Source organism: Pseudomonas syringae pv. coryli str. NCPPB 4273, from assembly GCF_000972175.1.
Lineage (GTDB): Bacteria > Pseudomonadota > Gammaproteobacteria > Pseudomonadales > Pseudomonadaceae > Aquipseudomonas > Aquipseudomonas syringae.
Genome location: NZ_AWQP01000014.1, coordinates 47,495 through 72,680, shown reverse-complemented (window position 1 = coordinate 72,680; position 25,186 = coordinate 47,495). Strand labels below are relative to the sequence as shown.

Here is a 25,186-nt window from a genome sequence, read left to right as displayed (position 1 = left end):
CGCGCGGGTTCCAGCGAAATGCTTGCCTGTCAGTGTGTTAGCCGATCAACTGCATGTTCCGTGGCAAGTGCTATCAGACTGGCATGACCGACTTGGGCACCAGCGCGCCTGGATGCTGAATCACGATACTGGCCAGGCGATGCCCTGCTTCCGCCGCCTGTAGCGGGTGGTCACCCGTGAGCCGGGCCGCGAGATAGCCAGCACTGAAGGAATCACCCGCAGCCGTGGTGTCGACCACACGCTCGACCTGCTGCGCTGCGATTTCGAAACGTTCGCCGCCCGCTTCGACCAGGCAACTCTGCGCGCCACGCTTGACGACGATTTCACCGATGCCGCGCCCGCGATAGGCGGACAGCAGCTGTTCGCTGTCGGCATAGCCATACAGGGCCTGCTCGTCGTCTTCGGTCAGCAAGGCCAGATCCACATGCTGCAGACACGCACGGTAGGCTTCGCGGGCCTGCTCGACACTGGCCCACAGCCGCGGACGATAGTTGTTGTCGAAGGCGACCCTGACACCGCGCCGACGCGCGCACGCCAATGCCTCCAGCAGTTTGGCACGCCCCTGCTCGCCAAGCACTGCCAGGGTAATGCCGCTGAAATACAGCACGTCATAGCTGGCCAGCGCTGCCAGGATCGGCTCGGCCGCCGGGGTCATGAAGCAGTCACGCACGGCAGCTTCGTTGCGCCAGTAGAGAAAGCGCCGCTCACCATTGGCGTCGGTCTGGATGCAGTAGAGCCCCGGCAAGCGTCCAGGCAGGCGCTGCACCTTGCCCAGACCGATGCCCTCGTCCGCCCAGATCCGACACATCGCATCGCTGAAGCTGTCGTCACCCAGTGCCGTAACGTAGTCGACCTTGGCCCGCTCACCCAGCAATCGGGAAAGGTAGACCGCCGTATTGAGTGTGTCTCCGCCGAAGCTCTGGCGCAGACTGCCATCGGCATGCTGTTGCAGTTCGATCATGCATTCGCCGATCAGGGCGACCCGTGGAAGGCTCATGTGACGATACTCCTGCAAATACTTATCTAGAAATACGTACTGAAAGGCTCTATCACCCGCAAGTCATTATCCACCAGGCAACCTGAACGCCACTTGTCGAACGTCAGACACGGGTGCGAGGTACCGAAGGAAATGATATCGCCGACCTTCAACTCGCATCCGGGTGCGACAGTCATGAATGCGTGCTGGTCCATGACGGCCGTCACCTTGCAAGCGCTCACATCGTCGCCAGCCGATTGCGCGCCCGGCTTGTAACGCAGCAGCGGGTTGGGTAACCCGGCGTCGTAGGCCACGTCGCGCTTGCCCATGGCAATCACTGCAAAGCCCGGTTCCGGCATTGATTGCACATGCGCCCAGACCTCCAGGGCCGGCCGCAGCGCTTCGCTCAATTCGGCGCGCCGATCCAGCACGCAGCACTGCGCGTCCTTATAGATGCCGTGGTCATGCACCACATAGCTGCCTGGTCGCAGCACGCTGAGGAAGCGCTCGCGAACAGCCTGGGCGTCGAATGCTTCGGCGATCAGGTCATACCAGGCCGAGCCGGACGCAGTGACGATCGGGCGATCCAGAGCGAAGGCGCCCTTGTCCTGCAGGTCGACAGCCAGGCGCACCAGCGACGCGGCAAAGGCCTTGATGCCCTGGATGGCGTGGTCGCCGTGGATGACGCCCTCGTACCCTTCAATCCCGGTCAATGCCAGCGCCGGTTGAGCCAGAACAGCATCGGCCAGCGCCAGCACCTGCTCTTCGCTACGGCAGCCGCAGCGCCCGCCGGGTACGCCGTATTCGATCATCACGTTCAGACGCAGGCCACGCGCAGCGAAAAACTCGCCCAGCGCAGCGACATTGTCCGGATGGTCGACCATGCAGTGGAACTCGAACATGGGATCAGCCAGCATGTCGGCGACGATTGCCATGTTCGGCGCACCGACCAACTGGTTGGCCATCAGCACCCGGCGCACGCCATGCGCATAGGCAGCCTGCGTCTGGACTGCCGTGGCGAGGGTCATGCCCCATGCGCCCGCGTCCAGTTGCCGGCGAAACAGCGCGGGCACCATGCTGGTCTTGCCGTGCGGTGCCAGTTCTGCACCGCTGTCGCTGACAAACTGCTGCATCCAGCGAATATTGTGTTGCAGCGCCTGATTGTGAATCACCAGCGCGGGCAGGCTGACATCACTGACCAGGCTGTCACCCGGCTGCGCAGTACCCTTGTCCATTACGGCGGTGCTCATCGGTAATCTCCTGCGATTATTCATTGATACGGCGAGCCAGGCCATTGGCGCTGTCGATCAGCACCCGCCGGTAGTCGTCGTAGTGGGTCTTGGCGTCGGCACGCGGCGCGACGATGCACAGCGTGGCGATGCACTGACCGTGTTCGTTGTTCACGGGGGCGGCGAAGCAGTGGGTGAAGGTGTCAGCCACGCTATTGAAGGAAAAGAAGCCCTCTTCACCAGCTTTGCGGATTTCCCTAAGAAAGGTCTCCAGCGGCAGACGTTCGCCACCCGGCAGAATGAAATCGTCGGGGTCAATCAGGTCGATGATCTGCTGATCGCTCAGGTGGCTGAGCAACAGACGCCCGGACGCCGTCCATGGGATGGGCGCGTTTTCGCCGATGTCCGAAGAAATCCTGAAATGACGCTCGCCCTCCTTCATCAGCGCCACGGTGTATTTGCGGCCATTGAGCAGGCACATCTGCGCAGTTTCCCGCGTCTGACTGACGATCTCGCACAGGCAGGCTTCGGCCTCGCGAGTGAAATCGAAGTGCCGCAAGTGTGCCTGCCCCAGGAAATACAACTGACGGCCGAGATAGACATGCCCGTCCTTGCCCACTGTCTCCAGAATCCGCCGTTCCAGCAGCGATGCCACCAGCTCGTAAACCGTGGATTTGGGGCTGCCGATCCCGCTGGCAATCTCATTGGGGCGCATGGGCCTGGCCTTTTCCTTGAGAAAATCCAGGATATCGAACGCCCGGTCCAGTCCACGTGCCCGGCGCTTGATAGTGTCTTCGGTCATGAGGTTCATTCCTTGGGAAAGCGGCGAGCCAAAAGCCTCAGGTGATCGGGCTTCTGGCTTGCAACGTGTGGCTGCACGTGTGCTATTTGCGCTTGTAGGCAATACAGTCGATTTCGACCTTGCAGTCGACCATCATGCTCGCCTGAACGCAAGCGCGTGCCGGCGCATGCTCGGGGGTGAAGTACTCACCGAACACCTTGTTGAAACTCCAGAAGTCCCGCGGGTCCTCCAGCCACACGCCGACCCGGATCACATCCTTGAGCGCATAACCGGCCTCTTCAAGAATTACGATCAGGTTGCGCATGGTCTGATGCGTCTGCTCGACGATGCCGCCGACGATGATCTCGCCATCCTGCGCAGGTACCTGGCCGGAAACGTGCAACCAGCCGTCAGCCTCGACTGCGCGAGCGAATGGACGTGGCTGGCCGCCCCCTGCTGTGCTGCCTGCGCCATAACGGGTAATAGTCATGAGTTTTTCCTTGTCTTGAAGCATTAAACGTAATGAAGGTTTAAAAACGGATGTTCTTGAGAAACTCGCTCAAGCGCGCCGACTTCGGCTGTTCGAACAAGGCCTTGGGTGGCCCCTGCTCTTCGATGCGGCCCTGATTCATGAACACGATCTGGTCCGACACTTCGTAGGCGAAACGCATTTCGTGCGTCACCAGCAGCATGGTCATGCCCTCCTCGGCCAGGTCCTTGATGACGCTCAGCACTTCGCCTACCAGTTCCGGATCGAGTGCCGACGTGACTTCGTCAAACAGCATCAGGCTGGGGTTCATGGCAATGGCGCGGGCAATCGCCACACGCTGCTGCTGCCCGCCGGACAACTGACCGGGGAAGTGATTGCGCCGCTCCAGCAGGCCGACCCGGTCCAGCCACTTTTCGGCCAGCGCAACGGCCTGATCCTTGGGCATCTTCTTGACCTTGAGCAAGCCCAGGGTGACGTTCTGCAAGGCGCTGAGGTGCGGAAACAGGTTGAATTGCTGGAAGGCCATGCCGGTCATTGCCCGGTGTTGCGCGATCAGACGCTCCGGATGGCGGGTGCGCTTGCCGTCTACGTTGCTGTAACCGACGTCCTGCCCCTCAAGACGAATATGCCCGCCCTGAAACTCTTCCAGCAGGTTGACGCAGCGCAGCAAGGTGGTCTTGCCCGAGCCGCTGGAACCGATCAGGGTCACGACATTGCCTTTCTGCATGCGCAGATCGACACCCTTGAGCACTTCCACTGCGCCGTAGGATTTATGCAGGCCCTCGATGCTGAGCAGCGCCGGGCCGGGGTTATGAGTCTGTGTCATGGCAATGCCACCCGTTTTTCGATTTGCCGTCCAAGAAGCTCGATGGCGTAGTTGATGAGAAAGAACAGGAAACCTGCAAACAGGTAAAACTCCAGGGTCATGAACGTGCGCGCGATCACCTGTTGGGTGCTGAGCAGCAGTTCAGCCACACCGATCACCGAAAGCAGCGTCGACGCCTTGACGATCTCGGTCGAGGAGTTGACCCAGGTCGGCAGGATCTGGCGCATGGCCTGAGGCAGCAACACGTAGCGCAGCGACTGATTGAAGCGCAGACCGATGGCCTTGCCGGCTTCCAGTTGGCCACGGGGAATGGCCTGCAGGGCGCCGCGCACGATTTCCGAAACGTGAGAGCCGCAGAACAGCGTCAGGCCTATTGCGCCGGCCTGAAACGCGCTGATCTGCCAACCCAGCGCCGGCACCATATAAAAGACCGCGAGCACCAGCACGAACACCGGGGTACCGCGAATCAGATCCACATAGAGCCGAATCGGCAAGCGGGCGAAAAAACCGCCGTAGGTCAGCACCAGACCGGCCAGCATGCCGATCAGCGTACCTGCGGCAATCGCCAGCGCCGAGCACTGGATACTGGTCAGAAAGCCGGACCAGAGCACTTCTCGCGCATTCCACAATTCCTGCAACCAGCCAGGGGGTTGATACATGACAGCCTCCTAGCGGCGAATCGCCAGACGTTGTTCGAGGGTGCGCAAAAGCAGAGCGATCACGTAGCAGGCCACCACATAGAGTGCTGTGGTCACCAGCCAGGTTTCGATCACCCGATAGCTTTCGACGTTGATCTTGCGCGCGTAATAGGTCAGCTCCGGCACGGCAATGGCGGCCGCCAGCGAGGTGTCCTTGAACAGCGAAATGAAGTTGTTGGAGAGTGCCGGCAATACATTGCGCAACATGACCGGCACGATAATGTAGGCCCGCACCTGCCATTCGCCCAGACCGATCGCCAGCCCCGCTTCGCGCTGCCCCTTGTGGATGCTCAGCAGCCCGGCACGGAATACTTCGGTCAGATAGGCACCGGCGTACAGCGACAAGGTGACGATGAATGACGCCAGCTTGTCCAGTCGAATGCCCAGCCCGGGCAACGCGAAGTAGATCAGCAGGATCAACACCAGAATCGGCGTGTTGCGTACCACCGTTACGTAGATCGACGCGACGATACGCAGCGTCTTGTAACGTGACAGCAGTGCAAATGCATTCGCCAGCCCGATCACACAGCCAATCGCGATCGAGATCAGGGCCAGTTCCAGGCCAAGGCCCAACCCCGCCAGAAGACTGGGAAAGTCGCGCCATACGGCATCAAAATTCAATTGGTAATTCATGCTTGCCCGTACCTGGCAGGGAAAGCCCGAGGGCCCGCCCTGCCGCTGAAGGTCAGAGTGGACTTATTTGTATTCCATCGGAAAACCGATTGCAGGCACCGGCAGATCAACACCGAACCACTGCTTGAAAGACGCCGCGTAAGCCGGGAACTCGACACCGGTCATGGCCTCATGCAACGCGGTGTTGACGAAGTTCAGCCAGTCCTGATCGCCACGCTTGACCGCGCAGGCATAGGTTTGCGGGCTCCAGGCAAAGGCCGGCGAACGGTAGCGGCCAGGGTTCTGCACCATCAGGTACTTGACCGAAGACTGATCGGTGGCCGCTGTATCGGCACGCCCGGAGTTGATCGCCTGGTACATCAGGTCGACGCTGTCGTACTGATCGACCTTGGCCTTGGGCAGTGCCTGGTGCACCAGTTCCTCGGCGTACACGTTTTGCAGTACGGCCACGGTCACATCGTCACCTGCTGCCTTCAGGTCATCGATTTCCTTGTACTTGCTATTGGCAGGCAACAGCAGCGCCACACCCTCGCGGTAGTACGGCAGGGTGAATGCCACCTGCTGCGCGCGACTGGCGGTAACGGTGATGAACTGGCAGCTGATGTCGACCTTGTCGGTCAACAGGTTGGGGATACGTGCATCCGAGGACTGCACGACAAACTCCACCTTGCTCGGGTCATTGAACAGGCCCTTGGCGATGATTCTGCCAATGTCGATATCGAAGCCCTGCAACTTGCCGTCTGCGCCCTGGAAGTGCCACGGAGCATTGGTACTGCCCGTGCCTACCACCAGATTGCCACGTTTCAATACTGCATCCAGCTTGCTGCCTTCGGCTGCCTGCACCGTATTGGCCAGCATGAATGAAGCTGAAAGAACAAAGGCACAAGCTTTCACAAAGGAAGGTCCGCGATGCATGACTTAAACTCCGCCGAAGTATTCGTTATTCCGCTATAGCGGATACAGGTATGTAACAACGGAATAGACAGCAGAAAGTGTGCCACAGAGAACATGCGCAAAACACCACATGAAAAAGTCGAGGCAAATCAACAGACTGGAATTCAGGCTTGAATCAAGACATCGCGGGCGGATTTCGCAGGTAACGCTACCGATTGCCACATATGAGTGGTAAGGCCCCACTTTCGTGCGCATGCGCTGTTATCGGGCGGGGAGTACTGACCCGGACAAGCCCGAAGCATGAGTGGGCGCATGCAAAGCGTCCAGAACGGCATCCCCATGCGGGAGCATGGGAATGAGAGGTGTCAGTGGGAAAAGTCTCAAAGACAGGTAGCAATGGCCGCAGAGCGCAGCGCAGCCTGAGCATCGCCTTGCGGGGCATAGAACTCAACCGCAGTGGTCGGGCCTTTGCCGCGCACGTCGGCGAAGTAGGTCGATTCAGTGGTAAACACGGTGAAGCCGCCGCCGGACAGGTCATGCAGAAACACGTCAGTAGACGTGCCGAACATGGCCTCGTTCTGCCAGGTAACCTGAATGCACTGGGCAACGGCAGCATCCTGCTTGGCGCTCGACAGGACCTTATAGGGTCCTGCGGCACGTGCAGAACTGGAAGGCGCTGCACACCCGGTCAATACGGTTGCCGCAATCACCGTCGCGCTTGTCAGAAACAGAAACTTCATGTCATGCCTTCGCTGATAAAAGGCCGATTCTAGCACTGCACAGCGCTATCAACCTTCAGCCAATTGCTCTTCGTATTCCTTCACGTATTCGCCGGCCAGACTCTGTTTCTGCTTTTCGTCGAGCAGTTTGCCCGCCATCTGGAAGAACTTCTGCTCTTCTTCCTTCAGGTGGTGGTGCACTTTTTCCGACAGCTTTTTCGCCGTGGCCAGCCAGGCTGGACTGGACATCTCGGTTTCATCGAGCTCTTCCATCATCTCGTCCATCTCGTGATGCTCGGAAATGGCGTGACGGCTCAGGTCCACGCCATTGTCGTGGGCCATCAGAGGAATGTAGAAAAACCGTTCTTCGGCCGTTTCGTGGGCCTGCAGTTCTTCCTTGAGCTGTTTGTAGGCCTTCTCGCGTTCGGCGCTGTCGCCGCTGGTCTGGATCAGGGCATCAGCGTAGCTGCGTTGACGGTCATGGCTTTCGCGCAGGGCTTCGAAAATATTCAAGGTCATGTCTCCAGGTCGGCTTCCGGGAGCTGGAAGCATCGTGGACTAGACCCCTGGCGAAGATCAGCAGTTCCAACAAATACTGGCAAATGCCTATCGCGCAATAGCGGCAGACTCAGGCCAGTTCGAAAACCACGTCCTGAGCGCCTTCCCACAGCGTCTTCACGCCCAGTTTGCGCAGGTTTTCCTTACCCTGAGTAATGGTCAGAAAATGGTTGCCCGCCAACTGCCCCATCTTGCTGGCGAAACAGCACGAGCCGTAGGCAAGGATAATCTCGGTTTCGCTGTAACCGCCCGGGTAGAAAAGAATGTCGCCCACCGAAGGATGGCTGGTTGCGTTCTCGAAGCCGATCAATGTGTCATCCAGTTTCAGCTGATAATCATCCAGCGGCACCCAGCAGCCCTCGCCGCTCCAGCGCACATGGATAAATTTCTGCCGATAAGGCAGCAGCTTGAGAAACGCTTCCACCGTTTGCGGCGCATCCGGATGGGCTTGGGCGAGAAACTCGTATCCGCCCGCGGTAATTTTGATGGTGGTCACTTCGACGACTCCTTAACAGGCAACAAGACTCACAATGGTGCCAAGGATAAACGCGAGCCCGACGAACCGTCACGGAGTTCCGTTGCGCCCGTACAGAAGGTAGCCGGAACGGTGGCTCAGGCGTTCGTAATACGCATTGACGGCGGGCAGGTCGGGATGTTCGAGAGGCGTCTCGAACCAGCGATTGACCGAAAGACCGATGGGGATGTCAGCCAGGGTAAAACGCTCGCCACAGACATAGGCGCCGGTCTTTTCCAGCTGCCTGTCGAGTATCTGCATATGCCTGGCCCACTGGGCACAGGACGCGGCTATGGCGGCAGGGTCCTTGTGCTCGGTCGAGCGTCGTACCAGTGACATGAAGGCATAACTCCATGATCGGTTCAGATCCGAGCCTTGCCAGTCGATCCACTGATCGGTGTGCGCCCTGGCACGTGGATCCAGCGGATAAACAGAGTCGCCCGCATAACGGTTGGCCAGATAGCGAACGATGCTGTTGGACTCCCAAAGCACGAAGTCATCATCAACGATAACCGGCACCATGGCATTCGGGTTGAGCGCGACAAACTCATCGCTGTTGGCAGGTTTGAAGCCTGACCCCCAGTCCTCCTGAGTGAAGGGTATCTTCAGCTCCTCGCAGGTCCAGAGCACTTTTCGTACGTTGATCGAGGAGGTCTTGCCCAGTATGCGCAGCATTCAGCGTCCTTGTTGCACAGCAACGTCGTGTCAGTCAGTAGTCATCAGCGGTTTGGCAAACAGGTAATTCTCATGTGTCTCGCCCTGAAACACATAGTGCGGCGTACCTTTCCATTCATAGCCTTGACGAGGATAGAACGCCAGCGCACGCGGGTTGCCAACCCAGACCGTCGCCCATAATAGCGAGGCATGAAGGATTGTTGCACGCCGCTCGGCGGCTTCAAGTAGCAGCCGCCCCGCTCCACGTCCTGTGAAACGCTCCTGCACATAGAGACGTTGCAACTCGGCGGCGGTCGACACACCGAGCATTGCGTGGTCGGTGCGCAACGCGACCTGAGCAAAGCCGATCAAATGCCCTTGCGACTCCGCCACGACGATGAACGTTGTCGGCTCGATGAGCAGTTGTGCGAAGTTCGCAGGCGAGAAAGCTTCCAGCGCCTCGCGGGCGGTGGACTGTCGAATGCCCTGCGTTGCGTAGGTGTCGAAAAAAACCTGCATACCGAGCGCCGAAAGGCACAACGCATCCGCAGAGGAAGCATCACGCAGGGTAATGGTCATTGAAGAGGGGTTAGTCATCAGGCGGTTGATTCCCGGCATCAGGCAGACAGATGGCCGAATCATACCTGACACAGGGACCGGCCCGGCATCAGGGCCGGGCCGTCACTTCAGACGCAGCAACTCGATATCAGCGGCCGGTCATCAGCGATTGCAGCTTGGACTGGGCTTGTTGAGCGTTCTTGCCCTGCTCGTTCAGCTCTTGCAGCAGTTTGTTGAGCTCGGTCTGGACCACCGGGTCCTTGACGGTGATCGTCGAACCCGAGATATCGATCTGCGATTTGTGCGCGTCCACATAATCGGCAACCTTCAAGCCACTGGACTTCAAGCCACTGGAAAAGGTGCCCTTTATCTGCGGCAGCACTTCGCGGAAGGTGTTGGCGGGTACGCTGACAGTTCGGTCGTAGGCCTTGTCGTAAACCACCTTCAGGTCTTCCGGCTGTTTGAGTTTCGCGCGGGCGGCGTCTGCCTTGCCCTGCTCGATGGTCAGCTTTTCGCCCACTTCATCAAGGCCTGTCTGCACGGCAGCCAGGTCAGCACGACGTTGAATGACATCGCTGACCGAATGAAAAGAGCCTTTCTGCATCAAGCCGGCGAGCGGCTGTACCGCAGAATCCATGCCTGCGCCGAAGTCGGAGATGACCGCGTAGTGCGAGGTGTAGTCACCAAAGGTTTTCTTCTCCTCATCCGTCAGCTTGGGCACATGCACGCCTGGCTTGTCGACGATTCGGGTTTGCAGGAACTGAGTGAACGCAGTGCGCTGCTCTGGCTCCTTGTCTCCGCAGCCGGCCAGGAACAGGGGTAAAGCGACAGCCAGCAGCAAAGCTGGACGGAAAAGGGACTTCATGTCAGTAACCTCCGGGATCATAAGAATGCACGCTCACAGGCCACGCCTGCTGAACACGAGCGTGCTTATAGTCTCGTCATCGCCTCATCTAGTTCCGCGACGGCACTGAAGATACTTGTCGGAATGCCATCCATGGGCCACGCCAGCGCTCAACCCGACGGGCTTGGCGCAGCAAAACCGGGCGTCTGCGCCAGGCCGAGCGTGGGTCTGAGCGGCACACAGCGCTGCCTGAAAGCCGCTTCGGGAAAGTTCCTTAACATTTCTTCATGAGGTGAAACGTTTCAGCCGCTACTCTTCAACGGACCGACAAAGTGACAACAGGAGTCAATCACTATGTTTGCACACGAAGGGCTGGGTCTGATCCTTGTCTCCATCGTCTTTCTGCTTGGAGCGATTGCGATGTTCATTCACCCTTTCCACGCGCTGGGAAGCTGGTTCAGGAGGAAGAAGCAGGAAAGGAAATCCGACTAACCGTCACCACACACCAGAAATGGCAGGCCCGGTGATCACCGGGCCTTGCAGAAAAACCCTCCTGTGAATGACTTCGCCCAACTTGCCCCACGCAAATGTATCGCTCTTGATACCTGTTTGTGGTGTATCACCGCGCATCTAATGATGCGACGCTCTGACTGCGAACAGCAAAAGATCCTGCTGCCATCAAGTAGTAGCCAATCAATATTAAATCAATATCACTTATCTGACCTTACATCCGAAAACAATCTAGTGGATAGCGCATTTCGGCAATCAGCGCCCTTGCCATGTAGTCAGTTGTTTCCAGTGTGATACTCTTTTTAGACCTTTTGATGTTGAATTAATGGCCACCAGCCGATAATGTTGCGCGTGAAATGCCCTAACTAATTTGCCACTAGTGCTTACAAGGTTGTCATGACTAGTCAATCAATTCATTCGACGCGCTACGTACGCAATGCTGTTGACGAGCACATGCCTCAACCTACGCGCGTGCTTGATTTCAGCCAATGCAAGGGCACTAAAAAAGGGCCGGTCTTCCTGATTGGCTCTGGGAAATCAGCAAAGAATTTCCCGATCAAAGAGTTCTCGCACATCCCCATGATTACCATGAACGGCGCGTTCTCGATGTTCGCAGGCACGAACATAAAACCGTTGTTCTACGTCTGCTCCGACAGGGATTTCCCCAACCAGCAGCCTGAGCTGTTCGCCGCTGCAATGCGCTCCAGCGAGAATGTAGGCCTTTGGGAAGATCAGTTTAGCGGTGACATTCCAAGACCTTCCGGACGCGCTTATGCATTGAAGAAATCGCCCAGATTGTCGACGGTGGCGGCACTGTGCTCGCGAGAGGACGCACTGGTCAGAAAACTCTCGTTGTGGAGTAGCAGAAGCCGGGATATCGGTTTCAGCAAGGACCTGGAACTTGGTTTTTTCGACGCCCGGACTGTCATGTATCTGGCGCTGCAACTGTCCTATCACCTTGGTTTCGACAACGTCTTTCTGGTCGGCTTCGATATGAATCAGTCCGTGGGCCGATTCTATGAATCATCCGGCGACAATTGCTCACCCTGCGGTCTGGACCAGCATTACGAATCAAGAATTCTTCCTTCGCTGGAATTGATGTCGAAGCAGGTCGTCGGCAGCGACTTTCAGGTATTCAATGTCTCCGAGAGCTCGCGAGTGCCGCACGAGGTGATTCCCAAGTTGAGCCTTGATGAAGTTCGCCATAAAGTCAGCGGCGAAGCTCAACAATAGTATTTCGCCATCACAGAGTGCTGTCAGCAACACAGCCTGCTTGTCTTAAGGCATCCACAGTTGCCCGCGGCGAAGGTTGCTGAAACAGACGCCAGCCCTGCCCCGACCCGTTAAACTCGGCAATCCCCTGCCGTCCACCATGTCACTGCCGCCCGACCTATGCGACAATGCGCGCCAATGTCTGGCGTGAACCCCCACATTCATATCCCGGCAACGCAGTCGTGGCAGGCTGCCGTTGTTGTAGACGTATGCCCGTTGGGTCAGCTCATGCTCGGACGGAGCGGACTGAACAGCTTGGGTGGGGTCCTGAACACCACACCTGCTGACGCCAGCGCTCCCCCGGTTATTGCCCACGTTATTGATAGGTAAAGTAATTGATCTCCACAGCTAACATCACGATGCAGTTCGGCCCCAAACCCTTGTTCGAGAATGTCTCGGTCAAGTTTGGCGCCGGTAACCGTTACGGCCTGATTGGCGCGAACGGCTGCGGCAAGTCCACGTTCATGAAAATCCTCGGTGGCGATCTCGAGCCTTCGGGTGGGCAGGTGATGCTGGAGCCGAACGTGCGTCTGGGTAAACTGCGCCAGGATCAGTTCGCCTATGAAGAGTTCACGGTGCTCGACACCGTGATCATGGGTCACGAAGAGCTGTGGAAGGTCAAGGCCGAGCGCGACCGCATCTATTCGCTGCCGGAAATGAGTGAAGACGACGGCATGGCCGTTGCCGAGCTGGAAACCGAGTTTGCCGAAATGGACGGCTACACCGCCGAATCCCGCGCCGGTGAACTGCTGTTGGGTCTGGGTATCGGCATCGAACAGCACAACGGCCCGATGAGCGAAGTCTCGCCGGGCTGGAAGCTGCGCGTTCTGCTGGCGCAGGCACTGTTCTCCGATCCGGAAGTGCTGCTGCTCGACGAACCGACCAACCACCTGGACATCAACACCATTCGCTGGCTGGAAAACATCCTGACCCAGCGTAACAGCCTGATGATCATCATCTCCCACGACCGTCACTTCCTGAACAGCGTGTGCACGCACATGGCCGACCTGGATTACGGCGAGTTGCGTCTGTTCCCGGGCAACTATGACGAGTACATGACCGTGGCGACCCAGTCCCGCGAGCAGCTGCTGTCCGACAACGCCAAGAAGAAAGCGCAGATTTCCGAACTGCAATCGTTCGTCAGCCGCTTCTCGGCCAACGCCTCGAAAGCCAAGCAGGCCACCTCCCGAGCCAAGGCGATCGACAAGATCCAGCTGGCCGAGGTCAAGCCATCCAGCCGTGTCAGCCCGTTCATTCGTTTCGAGCAGACAAAGAAGCTGCACCGTCAGGCAGTCATCGTCGATCGCATGGCCAAAGGCTTCGACGGCAAAACCCTGTTCAAGGACTTCAGCTTCCAGGTCGAAGCCGGCGAGCGTGTGGCCATCATCGGCCCGAACGGCATCGGCAAGACCACCCTGCTGCGCACCCTGGTCAACGAGTTGCAGGCGGATGCCGGCACGGTCAAGTGGACCGACGCAGCGGAAATCGGCTATTACGCTCAGGACCATGCTCACGATTTCGAGGATGACTCCACCCTGTTCGACTGGATGGGTCAGTGGACTCAGGGCGGCGAGCAACTGGTACGTGGCACCCTGGGCCGCATGCTGTTCTCCAACGACGAGATCCTCAAGTCGGTGAAGGTGATTTCCGGTGGTGAACAGGGCCGCATGCTGTTCGGCAAACTGATCCTGCAAAAGCCCAACGTGCTGGTGATGGACGAACCGACCAACCACTTGGACATGGAATCCATCGAGTCGCTGAACCTGGCGCTGGAAAACTATCCAGGCACACTGATTTTCGTCAGTCACGACCGCGAGTTCGTGTCCTCGCTGGCGACCCGCATCATCGAACTCAGCCCAAGTGGCGTGGTCGATTTCAGCGGCACCTATGACGACTACCTACGTAGCCAGGGCGTTACGTTCTAAGCCTGTCAGCCCGCAATAGTAAAAAGCCCTGTCTTGTGACAGGGCTTTTTAGTTTCAGAGCGCTTATTCGCTCGGCTGGCTGAGCATTTCAATCCACAGCGCACCCTTGCCCGAGGGTGCTTCGCTGACACGTTGCAAGGCACCCTTCTCGCCTATGGCGTAACTGCCCACCTTATCGCTTTTCTCGCCACTCACCAGCAACCAGCGCCCATTGGGCGACACCGCGATGTTGCGCGGCTGCTTTTCCTGAACGGGGTAATTGTCAACGAACGCCACCTTGCCACTGGTGGGCTCAACTGTGAACACCGACACGCTGCTGCTGGTGCGCTCACTGATGAACAGCCATTTTCCGTTCGGCGCGAGGCGAATATCCGCAGCCCAGATGCGCGGCGTCGGATCATCCTTGAGATCGTTGTTGCGCGCATCGCGGGCCTGTCCCGGCGCCAGATTCAAGCGTTTGGGAATACCGTCTGCCTGACTGGTCTGCTTCAACGCACCGGTTTTCTGATTGATCGCGAAGGCCGTGACGGTGCCACTCATTTCGCCGACGACATACAGAAATTTGCCATCGGACGAAAAGGCCAGGTGGCGCGGGCCGGTATTCTCGGGAACGGCGACATAGCCCTCGCCGATGGGGTCAAGCTTGCCGTCCTTGGGCTCCAGTCGGTATTGCAGCACACGATCGACGCCCAGGTTGCCAGCGTACACAAACCGGTTGCTCGGATCGGTACGCACTGAATGCGCATGCATGCCGGTCTTGTAAGTCTGAATACTGTCGCTCGGGCGGTGCTGCGCATCGATGGGCTGGACGCTGAGCAAGTCGGCGCCATAGGACGCACCAAACAAGAAGCGTCCGCTGCGATCGGTAGACAGGTACGCCAGACTCTCGGCCAGCGGCGCCTGACTGAGCGGTTTGAGGTGTCCGGTGCCAGGCTCGATGCTGAAACTCAGCACTTGATACGGCTTGGCGCGCAACGCGGCGAATAACGCTTTGCCATCCGGCGTGATGGCCATTGGATTGACCTGATCACCCGCCCTGGTTTGTTCGACCAGGCTGAGCGCCCCGCTCTTCTCGTCCAGACGGTATTGAGAGATCAGCCCGTCAGTGGGGCTGGAAATGTAGGCGAAGGTGGCTGCCTGGGCACTCAGGCCGAATGAACAACCGACTGCAGCGGCCAGCAACAGAATATTTTTCATGACGAACCTTTTTATTATTGTGATGTGATCAGTCATCCTATGAGTATCTCCTCACAACGGCAACTGTCTGATAACCAACCCGCATAATACCGTTAGCCTGCTTTCATTTATCCACGACGCACGCCATGATGAGGCACTCCCACCGCCCGCCAGCGAAGAGCCCAATGCCTGCCGCACACCCCGGTTCCATAACGATTACCCTGCAGATCGTCTCCATCGTCTTCTACACGTTCATCGCCTTCCTGTGCATCGGCCTGCCTATCGCGGTATTACCCGGCTATGTTCATGACCAGTTGGGTTTCAGCCCGCTGATTGCCGGTCTGGCCATCGCTTCGCAGTACCTCGCCACCCTGCTCAGCCGACCTTTCGCCGGCCGTGCCACAGATACGCTGGGCAGCAAGCGTTCCATCGTGTTCGGGCTCTGGGGCATTGTCATCAGTGGCAGCATGACCTTGCTGGCCACGCTGCTGCACGAATTCGCCACGCTGAGCCTGTCGATTCTCATCGTCGCGCGGCTGTTCCTTGGGGTCGCTCAGGGGCTTATCGGGGTCGGCACCATCAGTTGGTGCATCGGCAAGATCGGCCCGGAGCATACTGCCCGCTCAATCTCGTGGAACGGTATTGCGTCCTATGGTGCGATTGCCATCGGTGCACCGCTGGGCGTAGTGGTCATCGATAGCATAGGCTTCAACAGCCTGGGTATTGCCATGATGGTAATGGCGGGGCTGGCACTGAGGCTGATTCGCGACAAGCCGTCGGTGCCCATCATTGTCGGCGAGCGCCTGCCCTACTGGTCGGTGTTTGGCCGGATCGCACCCTACGGTCTGGGGCTGACGCTATCGTCGATCGGCTATGGCACGCTGACCACCTTCATCACCCTGTTCTATCTGAATCGTGGCTGGGAAGGCGCGGCCTATTGCCTGAGCATGTTTGGTGTGTGCTTTATCCTCGCCCGCCTGCTGTTCATCGGTGCGATCAATCGGCTGGGCGGCTATAACGCGGCCATCCTGTGCATGGCGGTAGAAATCTGCGGGCTGTTTATGCTCTGGCTTTCGCCGAGCAGCGGCGCTGCCCTTGCAGGGGCCGGACTGACCGGCGTGGGGCTGTCGCTGGTCTACCCGGCGCTCGGCGTAGAGGCCATCAAGCGCGTGCCCACCCCTAGCCGCGGCGCAGGCCTGAGCGCCTACGCGGTGTTCTTCGACCTGGCACTGGCAATCGCAGGTCCGGTGATGGGTGCGATTGCCTTGGGCCAGGGCTATGACTGGATATTTTTCTACGCCGCCCTGCTATCGGTTTGCGCGCTGGCCCTGACAATCTGGTTGTCGCGGCGCGCGGCTCAAGCGGAGTGATTGGCCGCAACAGTACCTTTGCTGCATAAGCTTTTCACTTGTAGTTCCAATAGTTAGTAGATAAAGCTTAAATCCTGCCATCGGTCGGTCAACTTCTTGACGCATCCGGCAACGACTTCTTGACTTGATACTGCGAGCCTCGAAACAGGCTTGCAAAGTGTTCGTCGCCCGCCTTGGCGTGACGCCGCTTTGCGTAGCAGTCTGGCCTCTCGATTGCCTCCCTGCTGCCTGGACGGGAGTGCTGTCATGAAGATCCGTTGTGTTCATCTGTACCACCCCTGCAACGTGCTGCCGGTGGTGATACTGGCAATCATCCCTTCCTGGGCCGAAGGCGCCTGCAGCCTTTCCTCCCTGGCATCGGCAGGCGTTCAGGTCTGTGACAGCGGCAGCAGCGGGCCGTTTAGCGCGCTCAGCGGCGACCACGTGCTGATCTTTCCGCTGGGCGGAACGGGCACTGTGTCCGGCAATATCCTGTTCGGTCCGGGAAGGGACAGCGTGGACATGCAGTCGGGGCGCATTCTGGGCAACGTCACCCAAGGGGCGGGGATCGACCGCTTCACACTCTCCACAGGTGAGGTCAGCGGCGATCTGAACCAGGGCGATGATCCCGACGATTTTGTCATGAGCGGCGGCACGCTGGGCGCTCTGGCCCAGGGTGATGGTCGGGATACCTTTCTGATGACAGGCGGCACCATCACCCGCGCGTTCGAGGATGGCGACATCGCGGTGATGACCGGTGGCAGCATCGGTCGCGTGGACATGAAGCTGGACAACAATGTATTCGAGATGTCCGGTGGCACCATCATCAACAACCTGGTCACCGGCTTTGGCCGGGACACGATCACCTTGTCGGGCGGCATTGTTGGCGGCAATGTCAGCGTCAGTGGCGGCGACGATCAGGTCACCCTCAGTGGCGGCGAGATTCGCGGCGAAGTTCGCACCAGCGTTGGCAATGACACTTTCAACTGGCTGAACGGCGGTTACGCACGCAGCAACGTGTTGATGGCCGACGGCAACGATACGGCACGCCTGTACAACCTGAGCGAATATTACCTGAGCGCCAACCCGCTGCTCGACGGCGGCCCGGGCAACGACGTGTTGACCTTCGACAACACCGTATCGTCACAGCCGGGTCGCTATGCCAACTGGGAAACGGTCAACGTGAGCAATGGCTCGCAGCTGAATCTGGCCGGCACGCTGGTGCTTGGTGACAACGTGAGTAATACCGGCGTTCTGAATATCGATTCCACCAGTACGCTGCTCTCGACCTCGGGCAGCGTTGCACCCTTCAGCGCCGGATCCCTTGCCTCACTGGAGAATGCCGGAATACTGGACGTCAGCGATGCTGGCCGTTCGCTCACTGGCACATTGACCGTCACCGGCAATTACACCGGCCAGAACGGGCGGCTGCTGTTGCTCTCGGCACTGGGCGATGATGCATCCGCCAGCGACCGACTGGTGGTGGCACAGGGTCGTATCAGTGGTTCTACACGCATGATCGTCAGCAACTCGGGTGGGCTGGGCGCACTGACCCGCGGCAATGGCATCGAAGTGGTACAAGCCATCAATGGTGCAACCAGCGAAAGCAGTGCCTTTTCGTTGCAAAACCCGCTGTCTGCAGGTGCTTATCAGTATTACCTGTTCAAGGGCGGCGCGACTGCCGGCTCTGAGAACAGCTGGTTTCTACGCTCTGCGGTGATCGCCCCGCCAACGCCAGCGCCTGCCCCTGTCGAGCCCACCCCGGAACCTGCGCAGCCAACTCCACTGCCAACACCTGTTCCTGTTCCCGAGCCTATACCTACACCTACACCTACACCTACACCTACACCTACACCTACACCTCAGCCTGAGCCCGAACCTGCACCCACACCACAACCTGTACCTGCCCCTCCCCCAAACCCTGAGCCTGAGCCGAACAGCCCTCCCCCTGTCACGCCAGCAGTCACACTGCCAGTGCCCGCCATCGGAACCCCGCCACTGCCTGAACCCGTTCGCGGAGCCGCGCCCATCGCGTTGTACCGACCCGAGGTCGCCAACTACTCCGTGGTGGCGCCCACCGCTGCGATCCTTGCCCTGAGCTCACTGGGTACCTTTCATGAGCGTCAGGGTGATCAAGCCTTGCTGACGCAAAACGGCACGACGTCGGCAGGTTGGGCACGCGTGTTCGGCAGTGACTTCAGGCAACGCTGGTCGGGCGACGTGAGTCCTGGCCTGGACGCTTCATTCAAGGGTTATCAGATAGGCCACGACCTGTATGTTTGGCAACAGGACAGCGGGCAGACTCAGCGCATCGGCCTGTTCGTCGCGCATAACCGTCTGGACGGCAAGGTGAAGGGTTTTGCAGAAGGTTTCAGCGACTACCAGACAGGGCATCTGAAACTGCAGGGCGAGAGCCTGGGCGCCTACTGGACGCTGACCACACCGAATGGCGGATACGTCGACGCAGTGGCGATGGGCACACGCCTGGATGGCCGCAGCCGCTCTGTCAGGGGCATCGGTATCGACACTGAAGGCCACGTCATGAGCCTGTCTGTCGAGACAGGTTATCCGCTGCCGCTGTCACAGCGCTGGGTTGCAGAGCCCCAGTTACAGATCATCTACCAACGCGTAGACCTGCAGGATCAGGATGACGGCATTGCCCATCTCGGGTTCGACAGTCAGGCTTACACCACAGGGCGCATCGGCGTGCGCTTCAAGGGACACTATCAAGTGAGCAGCGTACCGATAGAGCCTTATCTGCGCGCCAACCTCTGGCACACCAAAGACGGCCATGACACGCTGACCTTCGATCACGCAGAGCAGATAAGAACCGCGCATCGGTCAACGACGGGCAGTATCGGCGCAGGGATGGTAGCGACATTGAGCAGCAACGCCAGCCTGCACTGGAGCGCTGATTACCTGGGTGATCTGGACGAGCATGGAGCGGAGGGGGTGAACACCAGCCTGGGGTTCAGGCTGGTGTGGTGATGCGACCGTCAGCGCGGGGACGCGCCTTGGTCAGTCTTTCTTCGGCTTGAGAATCAGCACCGCGAGTGGTGGCAGATTCAGCACCAGCGAATCCTCCATTCCATGCGCCGGCTCGGCTTCGGTCATGACCTCGCCACCGTTGCCAAAGTTGGAGCCTGCGTAGGTTTCTGCGTCACTGTTCAGCAGCTCCGTCCAGGCACCTCGCATCGGCGCGCCGAGACGGTAGTCCAGGCGCGGCACCGGGGTCATGTTGGCGACCACCAGCAGCGGCTCGCCGTCGTAACTCCAGCGCAGGTACGCAAACACGCTGTTGGCGCTGTCATCGCCGACCAGCCACTGAAAGCCGGCAGGGTCTGCATCGCGCTCGTGCAGCGCCTTTTCCTCTCGATAGAGGCGGTTCAGATCGCCGACCAGGTTCTTTACGCCCACGTGCTCGGCATATTGCATCAAGTACCAGTCCAGCTCCCTGTCGTGATTCCACTCGCGCCATTGGCCGAATTCGCAGCCCATGAACAGCAGCTTCTTGCCGGGGTGCGTCCACATGAAGGACAGATAGGCGCGCAGGTTGGCAAATTTCTGCCAGCGATCACCCGGCATCTTGTCGATCAGCGAATGTTTGCCGTGTACCACTTCGTCGTGGGAAATAGGCAGTACAAAACGCTCGGACCACGCATACACCAGACTGAAGGTCAGCATTCCATGGTGATGCCCACGGTTGATCGGGTCCTCTTCCATGTAATGCAGCGAATCATGCATCCAGCCCATGTTCCACTTGTAATTAAAGCCAAGCCCACCCTGCTGGGTCGGCTCGCTGACACCCGGCCAGGCAGTCGACTCTTCGGCAATCACCATGGTCCCGGGGGCTTCCAGTGCAACCACGTCGTTCAAATGACGCAGGAAGTCGATGGCCTCGAGGTTTTCGCGGCCGCCGAAGCGATTCGGTACCCATTCGCCCGCATTACGCGAATAGTCGCGATACAGCATCGACGCCACCGCGTCCACGCGCAGACCGTCGATATGGTAATGCTTGAGCCAGTGCAGTGCCGAGGCCAGCATGAAGCCATGAACCTCGGTGCGTCCCAGGTTGTAGATCAGGGTGTTCCAGTCCTGATGGAAGCCTTCCTTGGGGTCGGCGTACTCATACAAGCAAGTACCGTCGAACTGCGCCAGACCGTGGGTATCGGTCGGAAAATGCGCCGGAACCCAGTCAAGAATGACGCCGATTTCGTTCAGGTGGCAGGAGTCGATGAAGAAGGCGAAATCTTCCGGCGAACCGTAACGGGCAGTTGGCGCGAACTGGGCCAGCAACTGATAGCCCCACGAACCACCGAACGGGTGCTCCATGATCGGCATCAGCTCGATGTGCGTGAAGCCAAGCTCCTTGACGTAAGGAATCAGGCGGTCAGCCAGTTCACGCCAGTTGTACTGCCGCCATTGATTGTCGTCGACCTGCTCCATTTGCCAGGAGCCTGCGTGCAGCTCGTAGATCGACAACGGTGCACTGACTTCGTGACGGCCTGCCCTGGATTGCATCCACTCCTGGTCACTCCACTGGAACTGCAACGGCGCAGAGATCTTCGACGCAGTATCGGGCGGTAGTGTGGTGGCCAGGGCCATCGGGTCGCTTTTCAGCGGCAGAATCCCGTGAGCACCGAGGATCTCGTACTTGTAGACCTCGCCGGGCTGCAGGCGCGGGACGAAAATCTCCCATACCCCGGTCGGGTGGCGCATGCGCATCGGATGGCGACGCCCATCCCAGCTGTTGAAGCTGCCAACCACAGAGACACGACGCGCATTGGGCGCCCAGACCGCAAAACGCACACCGTCCACGCCATCGACGCTGGTGACTTGCGCGCCCAGACAGCTGCTCAAGTCGCGATGATTACCCTCGGCAAACAGGTAGAGGTCCATCTCGCCCAGCAGCGGGCCAAAGCTGTAGGGGTCCTCGGTGATCTGTTCACCGCCGGCCCAGTTGATTTTCAGCAGGTAAGGCTGTGGGTGCTCGAGGTGGCCGACGAAAAACCCCGGCACGTCGCTCATTTCCATCTCGCCCAGTTCGCGACCGTCATCCCTGGCCAGCAGGCGGACACTCAAGGCTGCGGGCAGATAGGCGCGGACGAACTGCCCGCTGCCACCATCGCCATGCGGGCCGAGAATAGAAAACGGGTCACGGTGTTCAGCACGGATCAGCGCGTCGAGGTCCACAGCAGCGGGAATCGCGCGGTGGCGCGTGCCGGCTTTGTCAGGCGCATTCATATTGACTCTCCATCAGACGGTTGCAGCAGTCCACGCAAGCCTTGCAAGGGAACGGCCAGCCAGGCTGGGCGGTTCTCGGCTTCGTAGATCACTTCATAAGCAGCTTTTTCAAGGGTGAACAGCTCGAGTGCAGCGTCCTCCCCTTTCGCATCTTTCCAGGCATGCGCAATGCCGGTGGTCGCCGAGCGATAACCTTCGATGAAGGTTTCTCGCGCCTGCGCCAGGTAGGTATCGGCAACACGTTTGCGCGCCCCGGCAGCCTCGGGAGACGTGTCGACGCTCTGCGCACTGCGTACAGCCATGGCCGCCGCGTAATCAAAGGAGCGCAGGACACCGCTGACATCCTTGAACGGGCTGTGCTTGGCACGGCGCTCTTCAAGTGCGCGGGCCGGCTCGCCCTCGAAATCGATCAGGTAGGCATCGCCTTTGACCACCAATACTTGCCCCAGATGCAGATCGCCATGCACACGAATGCGCAGGCCACCGGCCGAGCGCTTGGCCAAACCTTCGACGCGCTGACGGATCTGCTTGCGCTGCGCGAGCAAATCTTTGACCAGTTGCTGATCGTCCTGCTCCAGCTCGCCGATGCGCTGTTCCAGCAATTGCAAGGCGCGCTCGAGCTGAGCGTTGACGCTGGCCCCGGAGGCCTTGCTGTCCTGGCTGCTGGTGACTTCTACGGCAAAATCCGCATTGTCGGTGGGCGACGCGAGGATCTGATGCATCTCACCCAGACGCTGGCCAAGGCTGCGCGAGAAGTCCGCGAGTTCGAGCAACGCGTTGTAATGCTGTTCCTGGCCGGAAACACCGTGTGCCAACTCGTCACGTACCGCACGCTCGAGATTGTTCTGGGTCCATTCCCACGCATCGCCCTGATTGCTCAGATACCCTTGGGCGATCATCAGCAGATTAGGCTGACCGTCCTTGCCGACGCGTACCAGAGAGCCCAGCAGCGGTGAAATGTTTTTGAAGCCGGCCTGGGTCAAGAACGCGCCCATTTCCAGCTCGGGGTGCGTCCCGGCGCTGACTTTGCGAATCAGCTTGAGCACCAGGCTGCTGCCCACCACTACCGAACTGTTCGATTGCTCGGCAGACAGGTAGCGCACTTCCGACTCAGCGTTCAGGCCGAGGGGTGCCAGCTGCGAACTTTGCTCGAAACGCAACTCGCCGTCGGCACACGGTATGACGGTATCCGACTGCATGCCCTGAATCACGGCACGAATGAAGGTTTCCAGGGTGAATGCATCCGTGATCAACCCGACATCGCGGTTGCGACGTACTCGGGCGAGCGCCAGCTGCTGCGGCAATGCACTGCTGATGTCGTCTTCAGCCAGCAAGCCGAACGGCAATTGATAGCGATCGGTCTGCCCGCCTGCGGTGACTTCTATCTCGCTGAGCAATACCGGATGCGCTTCATCGCCGAAGCGCACGGCGTAGGCAATGCTGACCTTCTCGATTGCCTTGTCCTTGCCCGCGAACCAGCGCCGTTTAGGCAGGTAGACCGCCAGCGAGGTGTTTTCCATGGTGCTGCGCAGTGGCTCTTCGAGCAACTCTTCCAGACGCTTCTTGAGCACCAGAGTCGGGAAGTCCGGCATGCTCTGCGCGGGTTCAACGTGCCAACTGGGCATTTGATTCTCCGAAGCCAGTAAAAACCAGTAAAAACCGTACGGCGGCAGCGTCAGCAGATAGCTTAACTGGCCGATGGGCGGGAAAGCGCTGCCACCGAGCATTTCCACCGGCACCGTGCCTGCATAGGCAGACAGCTCAAGCTCTGCAGCCTGGGCGGCGCTGGAAACGTTGGCGACACACAACACCACTTCACTGTGTCCGTCAGGTGCTGTGTACTCGCGGGTATAAGCCAGAATGCGGCGGTTCGACGGCGAGAGCATTTTCAGCGTGCCACGTCCGAATGCTTTCTGCTGTTTGCGCACGGCGAGCATGCGCCGGTTCCAGTTGAGCAGCGAATGCGGGTCACGTTCCTGGATTTCGACGTTGACCGACTGGAAGCCGTACATCGGGTCCATGATCGGTGGCAACACCAGGCTCGCCGGGTCGGCGCGCGAAAAGCCGCCGTTGCGGTCGATGGACCACTGCATGGGCGTGCGCACACCGTCCCGGTCGCCCAGGTAGATGTTATCGCCCATGCCGATCTCGTCGCCGTAGTACAGCGTCGGTGTGCCGGGCATCGACAACAGCATGCTGTTCAGCAACTCGACCCGGCGACGGTCGCGATCCACCAGGGGTGCCAGGCGCCGACGGATGCCCAGGTTGATCCGTGCACGGCGGTCGGCCGCGTAGTAATTCCACAAATAATCGCGCTCACGATCGGTGACCATTTCCAGGGTCAGTTCATCGTGGTTACGCAGGAAAATCGCCCACTGGCAGTTTTCCGGAATTTCCGGCGTCTGCCGCAAAATATCGGTGATGGGAAAACGATCTTCCTGGGCCAGCGCCATGTACATGCGTGGCATCAATGGAAAGTGGAAAGCCATATGGCATTCATCGCCATCCGGGCCTTTGCTGTCACCAAAGTACAGCTGGGTGTCTTCCGGCCATTGATTGGCCTCGGCAAGCAGCATCCTGTCCGGGTAGTTCGCGTCGATCTCGGCCCGAATGCGCTTGAGCACCTGATGGGTTTCCGGCAGGTTCTCGTTGTTGGTACCGTCGCGTTCGATGAGGTACGGGATGGCATCCAGACGCAGACCGTCGATGCCCAGATCCAGCCAGAAGCGCATGACTTCCAGTACCGCATCCAGCACGTGCGGATTGTCGAAATTCAGGTCCGGCTGGTGGGAGTAGAAACGGTGCCAGAAATACTGGCCGGCAACCGGGTCCCAGGTCCAGTTGGACGTCTCGGTATCGAGAAAGATGATCCGCGTACCGTCGTACTTCTGATCAGTGTCCGACCACACATAGAAATCCCGCGCCTTGGAACCGGGCTTGGCATTGCGGGCTTTCTGGAACCACGGATGCTGGTCGGACGTGTGGTTGATGACCAGCTCGCTGATCACTCGCAGGCCGCGCTTGTGTGCCTGTGCGATGAAACGCTTGGCATCGGCCATGGTGCCGTAGTCGCTGTGCACATCGCGGTATTCGGAAATATCGTAGCCATCGTCCCGGCGCGGCGACGGATAAAACGGCAACAACCAGATGGTGTTGACGCCCAGCGCGGCAATGTAGTCGAGCTTTTCGATCAGGCCCGCGAAATCGCCGATTCCGTCGTTGTTGGAATCAAAGAACGATTTCACGTGAACCTGATAAATCACCGCATCCTTGTACCAGAGCGGGTCTTTGATAAATGTCGCGTCACCGGGCTTCTTGGCCATTATTGACTCCTCG

The 25,186-nt window shown here is 59.0% G+C and carries 22 protein-coding genes; 5 read left to right on the top strand and 17 right to left on the bottom strand.

All coding sequences use genetic code 11. The features are described from left to right. Window positions 1-73: 73 nt before the first annotated feature. From kdgK to P406_RS07470, 14 genes are all read right to left on the bottom strand, one after another. A complete protein-coding gene (gene kdgK, locus P406_RS07535) occupies window positions 74-997 on the bottom strand; it encodes a 2-dehydro-3-deoxygluconokinase (protein WP_046235844.1) in 924 nt (307 codons plus the stop codon). 26 nt (window positions 998-1,023) lie between these two features. After that, window positions 1,024-2,226: an amino acid deaminase gene (locus P406_RS07530; RefSeq protein WP_046235843.1), complete on the bottom strand. Its 1,203-nt coding sequence runs from the start codon at window positions 2,224-2,226 to the stop codon at window positions 1,024-1,026. A 16-nt stretch (window positions 2,227-2,242) separates the two neighbouring features. Further along, entirely contained in the window at window positions 2,243-3,007 is a 765-nt protein-coding gene (locus P406_RS07525) for an IclR family transcriptional regulator (RefSeq protein ID WP_003317643.1), read from the bottom strand. Between the two features lie 82 nt (window positions 3,008-3,089). Beyond that, window positions 3,090-3,476, bottom strand: coding sequence for a RidA family protein (locus tag P406_RS07520; RefSeq protein ID WP_046235842.1), 387 nt, complete (start codon window positions 3,474-3,476; stop codon window positions 3,090-3,092). A gap of 40 nt (window positions 3,477-3,516) precedes the next feature. Beyond that, window positions 3,517-4,302 carry an amino acid ABC transporter ATP-binding protein gene (locus P406_RS07515; protein ID WP_046235841.1) on the bottom strand — a complete coding sequence of 262 codons (786 nt, stop codon included), beginning with the start codon at window positions 4,300-4,302 and terminating at the stop codon, window positions 3,517-3,519. After that, complete coding sequence (locus tag P406_RS07510; protein WP_003304383.1) at window positions 4,299-4,961, bottom strand: amino acid ABC transporter permease; 663 nt, start codon at window positions 4,959-4,961, stop codon at window positions 4,299-4,301. Before P406_RS07510 ends, P406_RS07515 begins: the two co-directional genes overlap by 4 nt. Window positions 4,962-4,970: 9 nt before the next feature. Further along, window positions 4,971-5,633: an amino acid ABC transporter permease gene (locus P406_RS07505; protein WP_046235840.1), complete on the bottom strand. Its 663-nt coding sequence runs from the start codon at window positions 5,631-5,633 to the stop codon at window positions 4,971-4,973. 63 nt (window positions 5,634-5,696) lie between these two features. Continuing rightward, window positions 5,697-6,548, bottom strand: a complete 852-nt coding sequence (locus P406_RS07500; protein WP_003416527.1) for a transporter substrate-binding protein — start codon at window positions 6,546-6,548, stop codon at window positions 5,697-5,699. A gap of 359 nt (window positions 6,549-6,907) precedes the next feature. After that, window positions 6,908-7,267: a hypothetical protein gene (locus tag P406_RS29735; protein ID WP_003410340.1), complete on the bottom strand. Its 360-nt coding sequence runs from the start codon at window positions 7,265-7,267 to the stop codon at window positions 6,908-6,910. A 48-nt stretch (window positions 7,268-7,315) separates the two neighbouring features. After that, window positions 7,316-7,759: a hemerythrin domain-containing protein gene (locus P406_RS07490; RefSeq protein ID WP_003369485.1), complete on the bottom strand. Its 444-nt coding sequence runs from the start codon at window positions 7,757-7,759 to the stop codon at window positions 7,316-7,318. A gap of 115 nt (window positions 7,760-7,874) precedes the next feature. After that, window positions 7,875-8,300 carry a DUF3830 family protein gene (locus P406_RS07485; protein WP_003410337.1) on the bottom strand — a complete coding sequence of 142 codons (426 nt, stop codon included), beginning with the start codon at window positions 8,298-8,300 and terminating at the stop codon, window positions 7,875-7,877. 69 nt (window positions 8,301-8,369) lie between these two features. Continuing rightward, on the bottom strand, window positions 8,370-8,993 hold the full coding sequence (locus tag P406_RS07480) for a glutathione S-transferase family protein (protein ID WP_046235839.1): 624 nt from the start codon (window positions 8,991-8,993) through the stop codon (window positions 8,370-8,372). 30 nt (window positions 8,994-9,023) lie between these two features. Next, window positions 9,024-9,569: a GNAT family N-acetyltransferase gene (locus P406_RS07475; RefSeq protein WP_046235851.1), complete on the bottom strand. Its 546-nt coding sequence runs from the start codon at window positions 9,567-9,569 to the stop codon at window positions 9,024-9,026. A 109-nt stretch (window positions 9,570-9,678) separates the two neighbouring features. Continuing rightward, window positions 9,679-10,395 carry a DUF3053 domain-containing protein gene (locus P406_RS07470; RefSeq protein WP_046235838.1) on the bottom strand — a complete coding sequence of 239 codons (717 nt, stop codon included), beginning with the start codon at window positions 10,393-10,395 and terminating at the stop codon, window positions 9,679-9,681. 333 nt (window positions 10,396-10,728) lie between these two features. Here P406_RS07470 and P406_RS26765 point away from each other — a divergent pair, with 333 nt between their 5' ends. The 3 genes from P406_RS26765 to P406_RS07460 all read left to right on the top strand — a co-directional run bounded on the left by P406_RS26765 (window position 10,729) and on the right by P406_RS07460 (window position 14,081). Further along, the gene (locus tag P406_RS26765; RefSeq protein ID WP_003369471.1) at window positions 10,729-10,866 is read left to right on the top strand and encodes a hypothetical protein; all 138 of its coding nucleotides are present in this window, start codon (window positions 10,729-10,731) and stop codon (window positions 10,864-10,866) included. 414 nt (window positions 10,867-11,280) lie between these two features. Continuing rightward, on the top strand, window positions 11,281-12,117 hold the full coding sequence (locus P406_RS07465; protein ID WP_003416520.1) for a WaaZ-like lipopolysaccharide core biosynthesis protein: 837 nt from the start codon (window positions 11,281-11,283) through the stop codon (window positions 12,115-12,117). A gap of 374 nt (window positions 12,118-12,491) precedes the next feature. Continuing rightward, on the top strand, window positions 12,492-14,081 hold the full coding sequence (locus P406_RS07460) for an ABC-F family ATPase (protein ID WP_032698500.1): 1,590 nt from the start codon (window positions 12,492-12,494) through the stop codon (window positions 14,079-14,081). Between the two features lie 63 nt (window positions 14,082-14,144). Here P406_RS07460 and P406_RS07455 read toward each other — a convergent pair whose 3' ends face one another. Continuing rightward, window positions 14,145-15,278 (bottom strand): lactonase family protein, encoded by a 1,134-nt coding sequence (locus P406_RS07455; protein WP_046235837.1) that lies wholly within the window; start codon window positions 15,276-15,278, stop codon window positions 14,145-14,147. Window positions 15,279-15,442: 164 nt separating this feature from the next. Here P406_RS07455 and P406_RS07450 point away from each other — a divergent pair, with 164 nt between their 5' ends. Further along, entirely contained in the window at window positions 15,443-16,627 is a 1,185-nt protein-coding gene (locus P406_RS07450; protein WP_046235836.1) for an MFS transporter, read from the top strand. A 246-nt stretch (window positions 16,628-16,873) separates the two neighbouring features. Then, the gene (locus P406_RS07445) at window positions 16,874-19,594 is read left to right on the top strand and encodes an autotransporter family protein (RefSeq protein WP_046235835.1); all 2,721 of its coding nucleotides are present in this window, start codon (window positions 16,874-16,876) and stop codon (window positions 19,592-19,594) included. 30 nt (window positions 19,595-19,624) lie between these two features. On the opposite strand, the gene glgB is transcribed toward P406_RS07445, so the two are convergent. Together glgB and treS are read right to left on the bottom strand one after the other, a co-directional pair. Further along, window positions 19,625-21,850 carry a 1,4-alpha-glucan branching protein GlgB gene (gene glgB, locus P406_RS07440; protein ID WP_046235834.1) on the bottom strand — a complete coding sequence of 742 codons (2,226 nt, stop codon included), beginning with the start codon at window positions 21,848-21,850 and terminating at the stop codon, window positions 19,625-19,627. Next, on the bottom strand, window positions 21,847-25,173 hold the full coding sequence (treS, locus tag P406_RS07435; protein WP_046235833.1) for a maltose alpha-D-glucosyltransferase: 3,327 nt from the start codon (window positions 25,171-25,173) through the stop codon (window positions 21,847-21,849). Before treS ends, glgB begins: the two co-directional genes overlap by 4 nt. Between the last annotated feature and the right edge of the window lie 13 nt (window positions 25,174-25,186).

What these genes read in the sequence shown, in the direction of transcription:
- P406_RS07480 (WP_046235839.1), bottom strand. Translation starts at nt 8,993, where the DNA reads ATGCTGCGCATACTGGGCAAGACCTCCTCGATCAACGTACGAAAAGTG.
- P406_RS07450 (WP_046235836.1), top strand. Translation starts at nt 15,443, where the DNA reads ATGCCTGCCGCACACCCCGGTTCCATAACGATTACCCTGCAGATCGTC.
- P406_RS26765 (WP_003369471.1), top strand. Translation starts at nt 10,729, where the DNA reads ATGTTTGCACACGAAGGGCTGGGTCTGATCCTTGTCTCCATCGTCTTT.
- P406_RS07465 (WP_003416520.1), top strand. Translation starts at nt 11,281, where the DNA reads ATGACTAGTCAATCAATTCATTCGACGCGCTACGTACGCAATGCTGTT.
- P406_RS07475 (WP_046235851.1), bottom strand. Translation starts at nt 9,569, where the DNA reads ATGACTAACCCCTCTTCAATGACCATTACCCTGCGTGATGCTTCCTCT.
- treS (WP_046235833.1), bottom strand. Translation starts at nt 25,173, where the DNA reads ATGGCCAAGAAGCCCGGTGACGCGACATTTATCAAAGACCCGCTCTGG.
- P406_RS07455 (WP_046235837.1), bottom strand. Translation starts at nt 15,278, where the DNA reads ATGAAAAATATTCTGTTGCTGGCCGCTGCAGTCGGTTGTTCATTCGGC.
- P406_RS07505 (WP_046235840.1), bottom strand. Translation starts at nt 5,633, where the DNA reads ATGAATTACCAATTGAATTTTGATGCCGTATGGCGCGACTTTCCCAGT.
- glgB (WP_046235834.1), bottom strand. Translation starts at nt 21,850, where the DNA reads ATGAATGCGCCTGACAAAGCCGGCACGCGCCACCGCGCGATTCCCGCT.
- P406_RS07500 (WP_003416527.1), bottom strand. Translation starts at nt 6,548, where the DNA reads ATGCATCGCGGACCTTCCTTTGTGAAAGCTTGTGCCTTTGTTCTTTCA.
- P406_RS07525 (WP_003317643.1), bottom strand. Translation starts at nt 3,007, where the DNA reads ATGACCGAAGACACTATCAAGCGCCGGGCACGTGGACTGGACCGGGCG.
- P406_RS29735 (WP_003410340.1), bottom strand. Translation starts at nt 7,267, where the DNA reads ATGAAGTTTCTGTTTCTGACAAGCGCGACGGTGATTGCGGCAACCGTA.
- P406_RS07530 (WP_046235843.1), bottom strand. Translation starts at nt 2,226, where the DNA reads ATGAGCACCGCCGTAATGGACAAGGGTACTGCGCAGCCGGGTGACAGC.
- P406_RS07515 (WP_046235841.1), bottom strand. Translation starts at nt 4,302, where the DNA reads ATGACACAGACTCATAACCCCGGCCCGGCGCTGCTCAGCATCGAGGGC.
- P406_RS07520 (WP_046235842.1), bottom strand. Translation starts at nt 3,476, where the DNA reads ATGACTATTACCCGTTATGGCGCAGGCAGCACAGCAGGGGGCGGCCAG.
- kdgK (WP_046235844.1), bottom strand. Translation starts at nt 997, where the DNA reads ATGAGCCTTCCACGGGTCGCCCTGATCGGCGAATGCATGATCGAACTG.
- P406_RS07470 (WP_046235838.1), bottom strand. Translation starts at nt 10,395, where the DNA reads ATGAAGTCCCTTTTCCGTCCAGCTTTGCTGCTGGCTGTCGCTTTACCC.
- P406_RS07510 (WP_003304383.1), bottom strand. Translation starts at nt 4,961, where the DNA reads ATGTATCAACCCCCTGGCTGGTTGCAGGAATTGTGGAATGCGCGAGAA.
- P406_RS07445 (WP_046235835.1), top strand. Translation starts at nt 16,874, where the DNA reads ATGAAGATCCGTTGTGTTCATCTGTACCACCCCTGCAACGTGCTGCCG.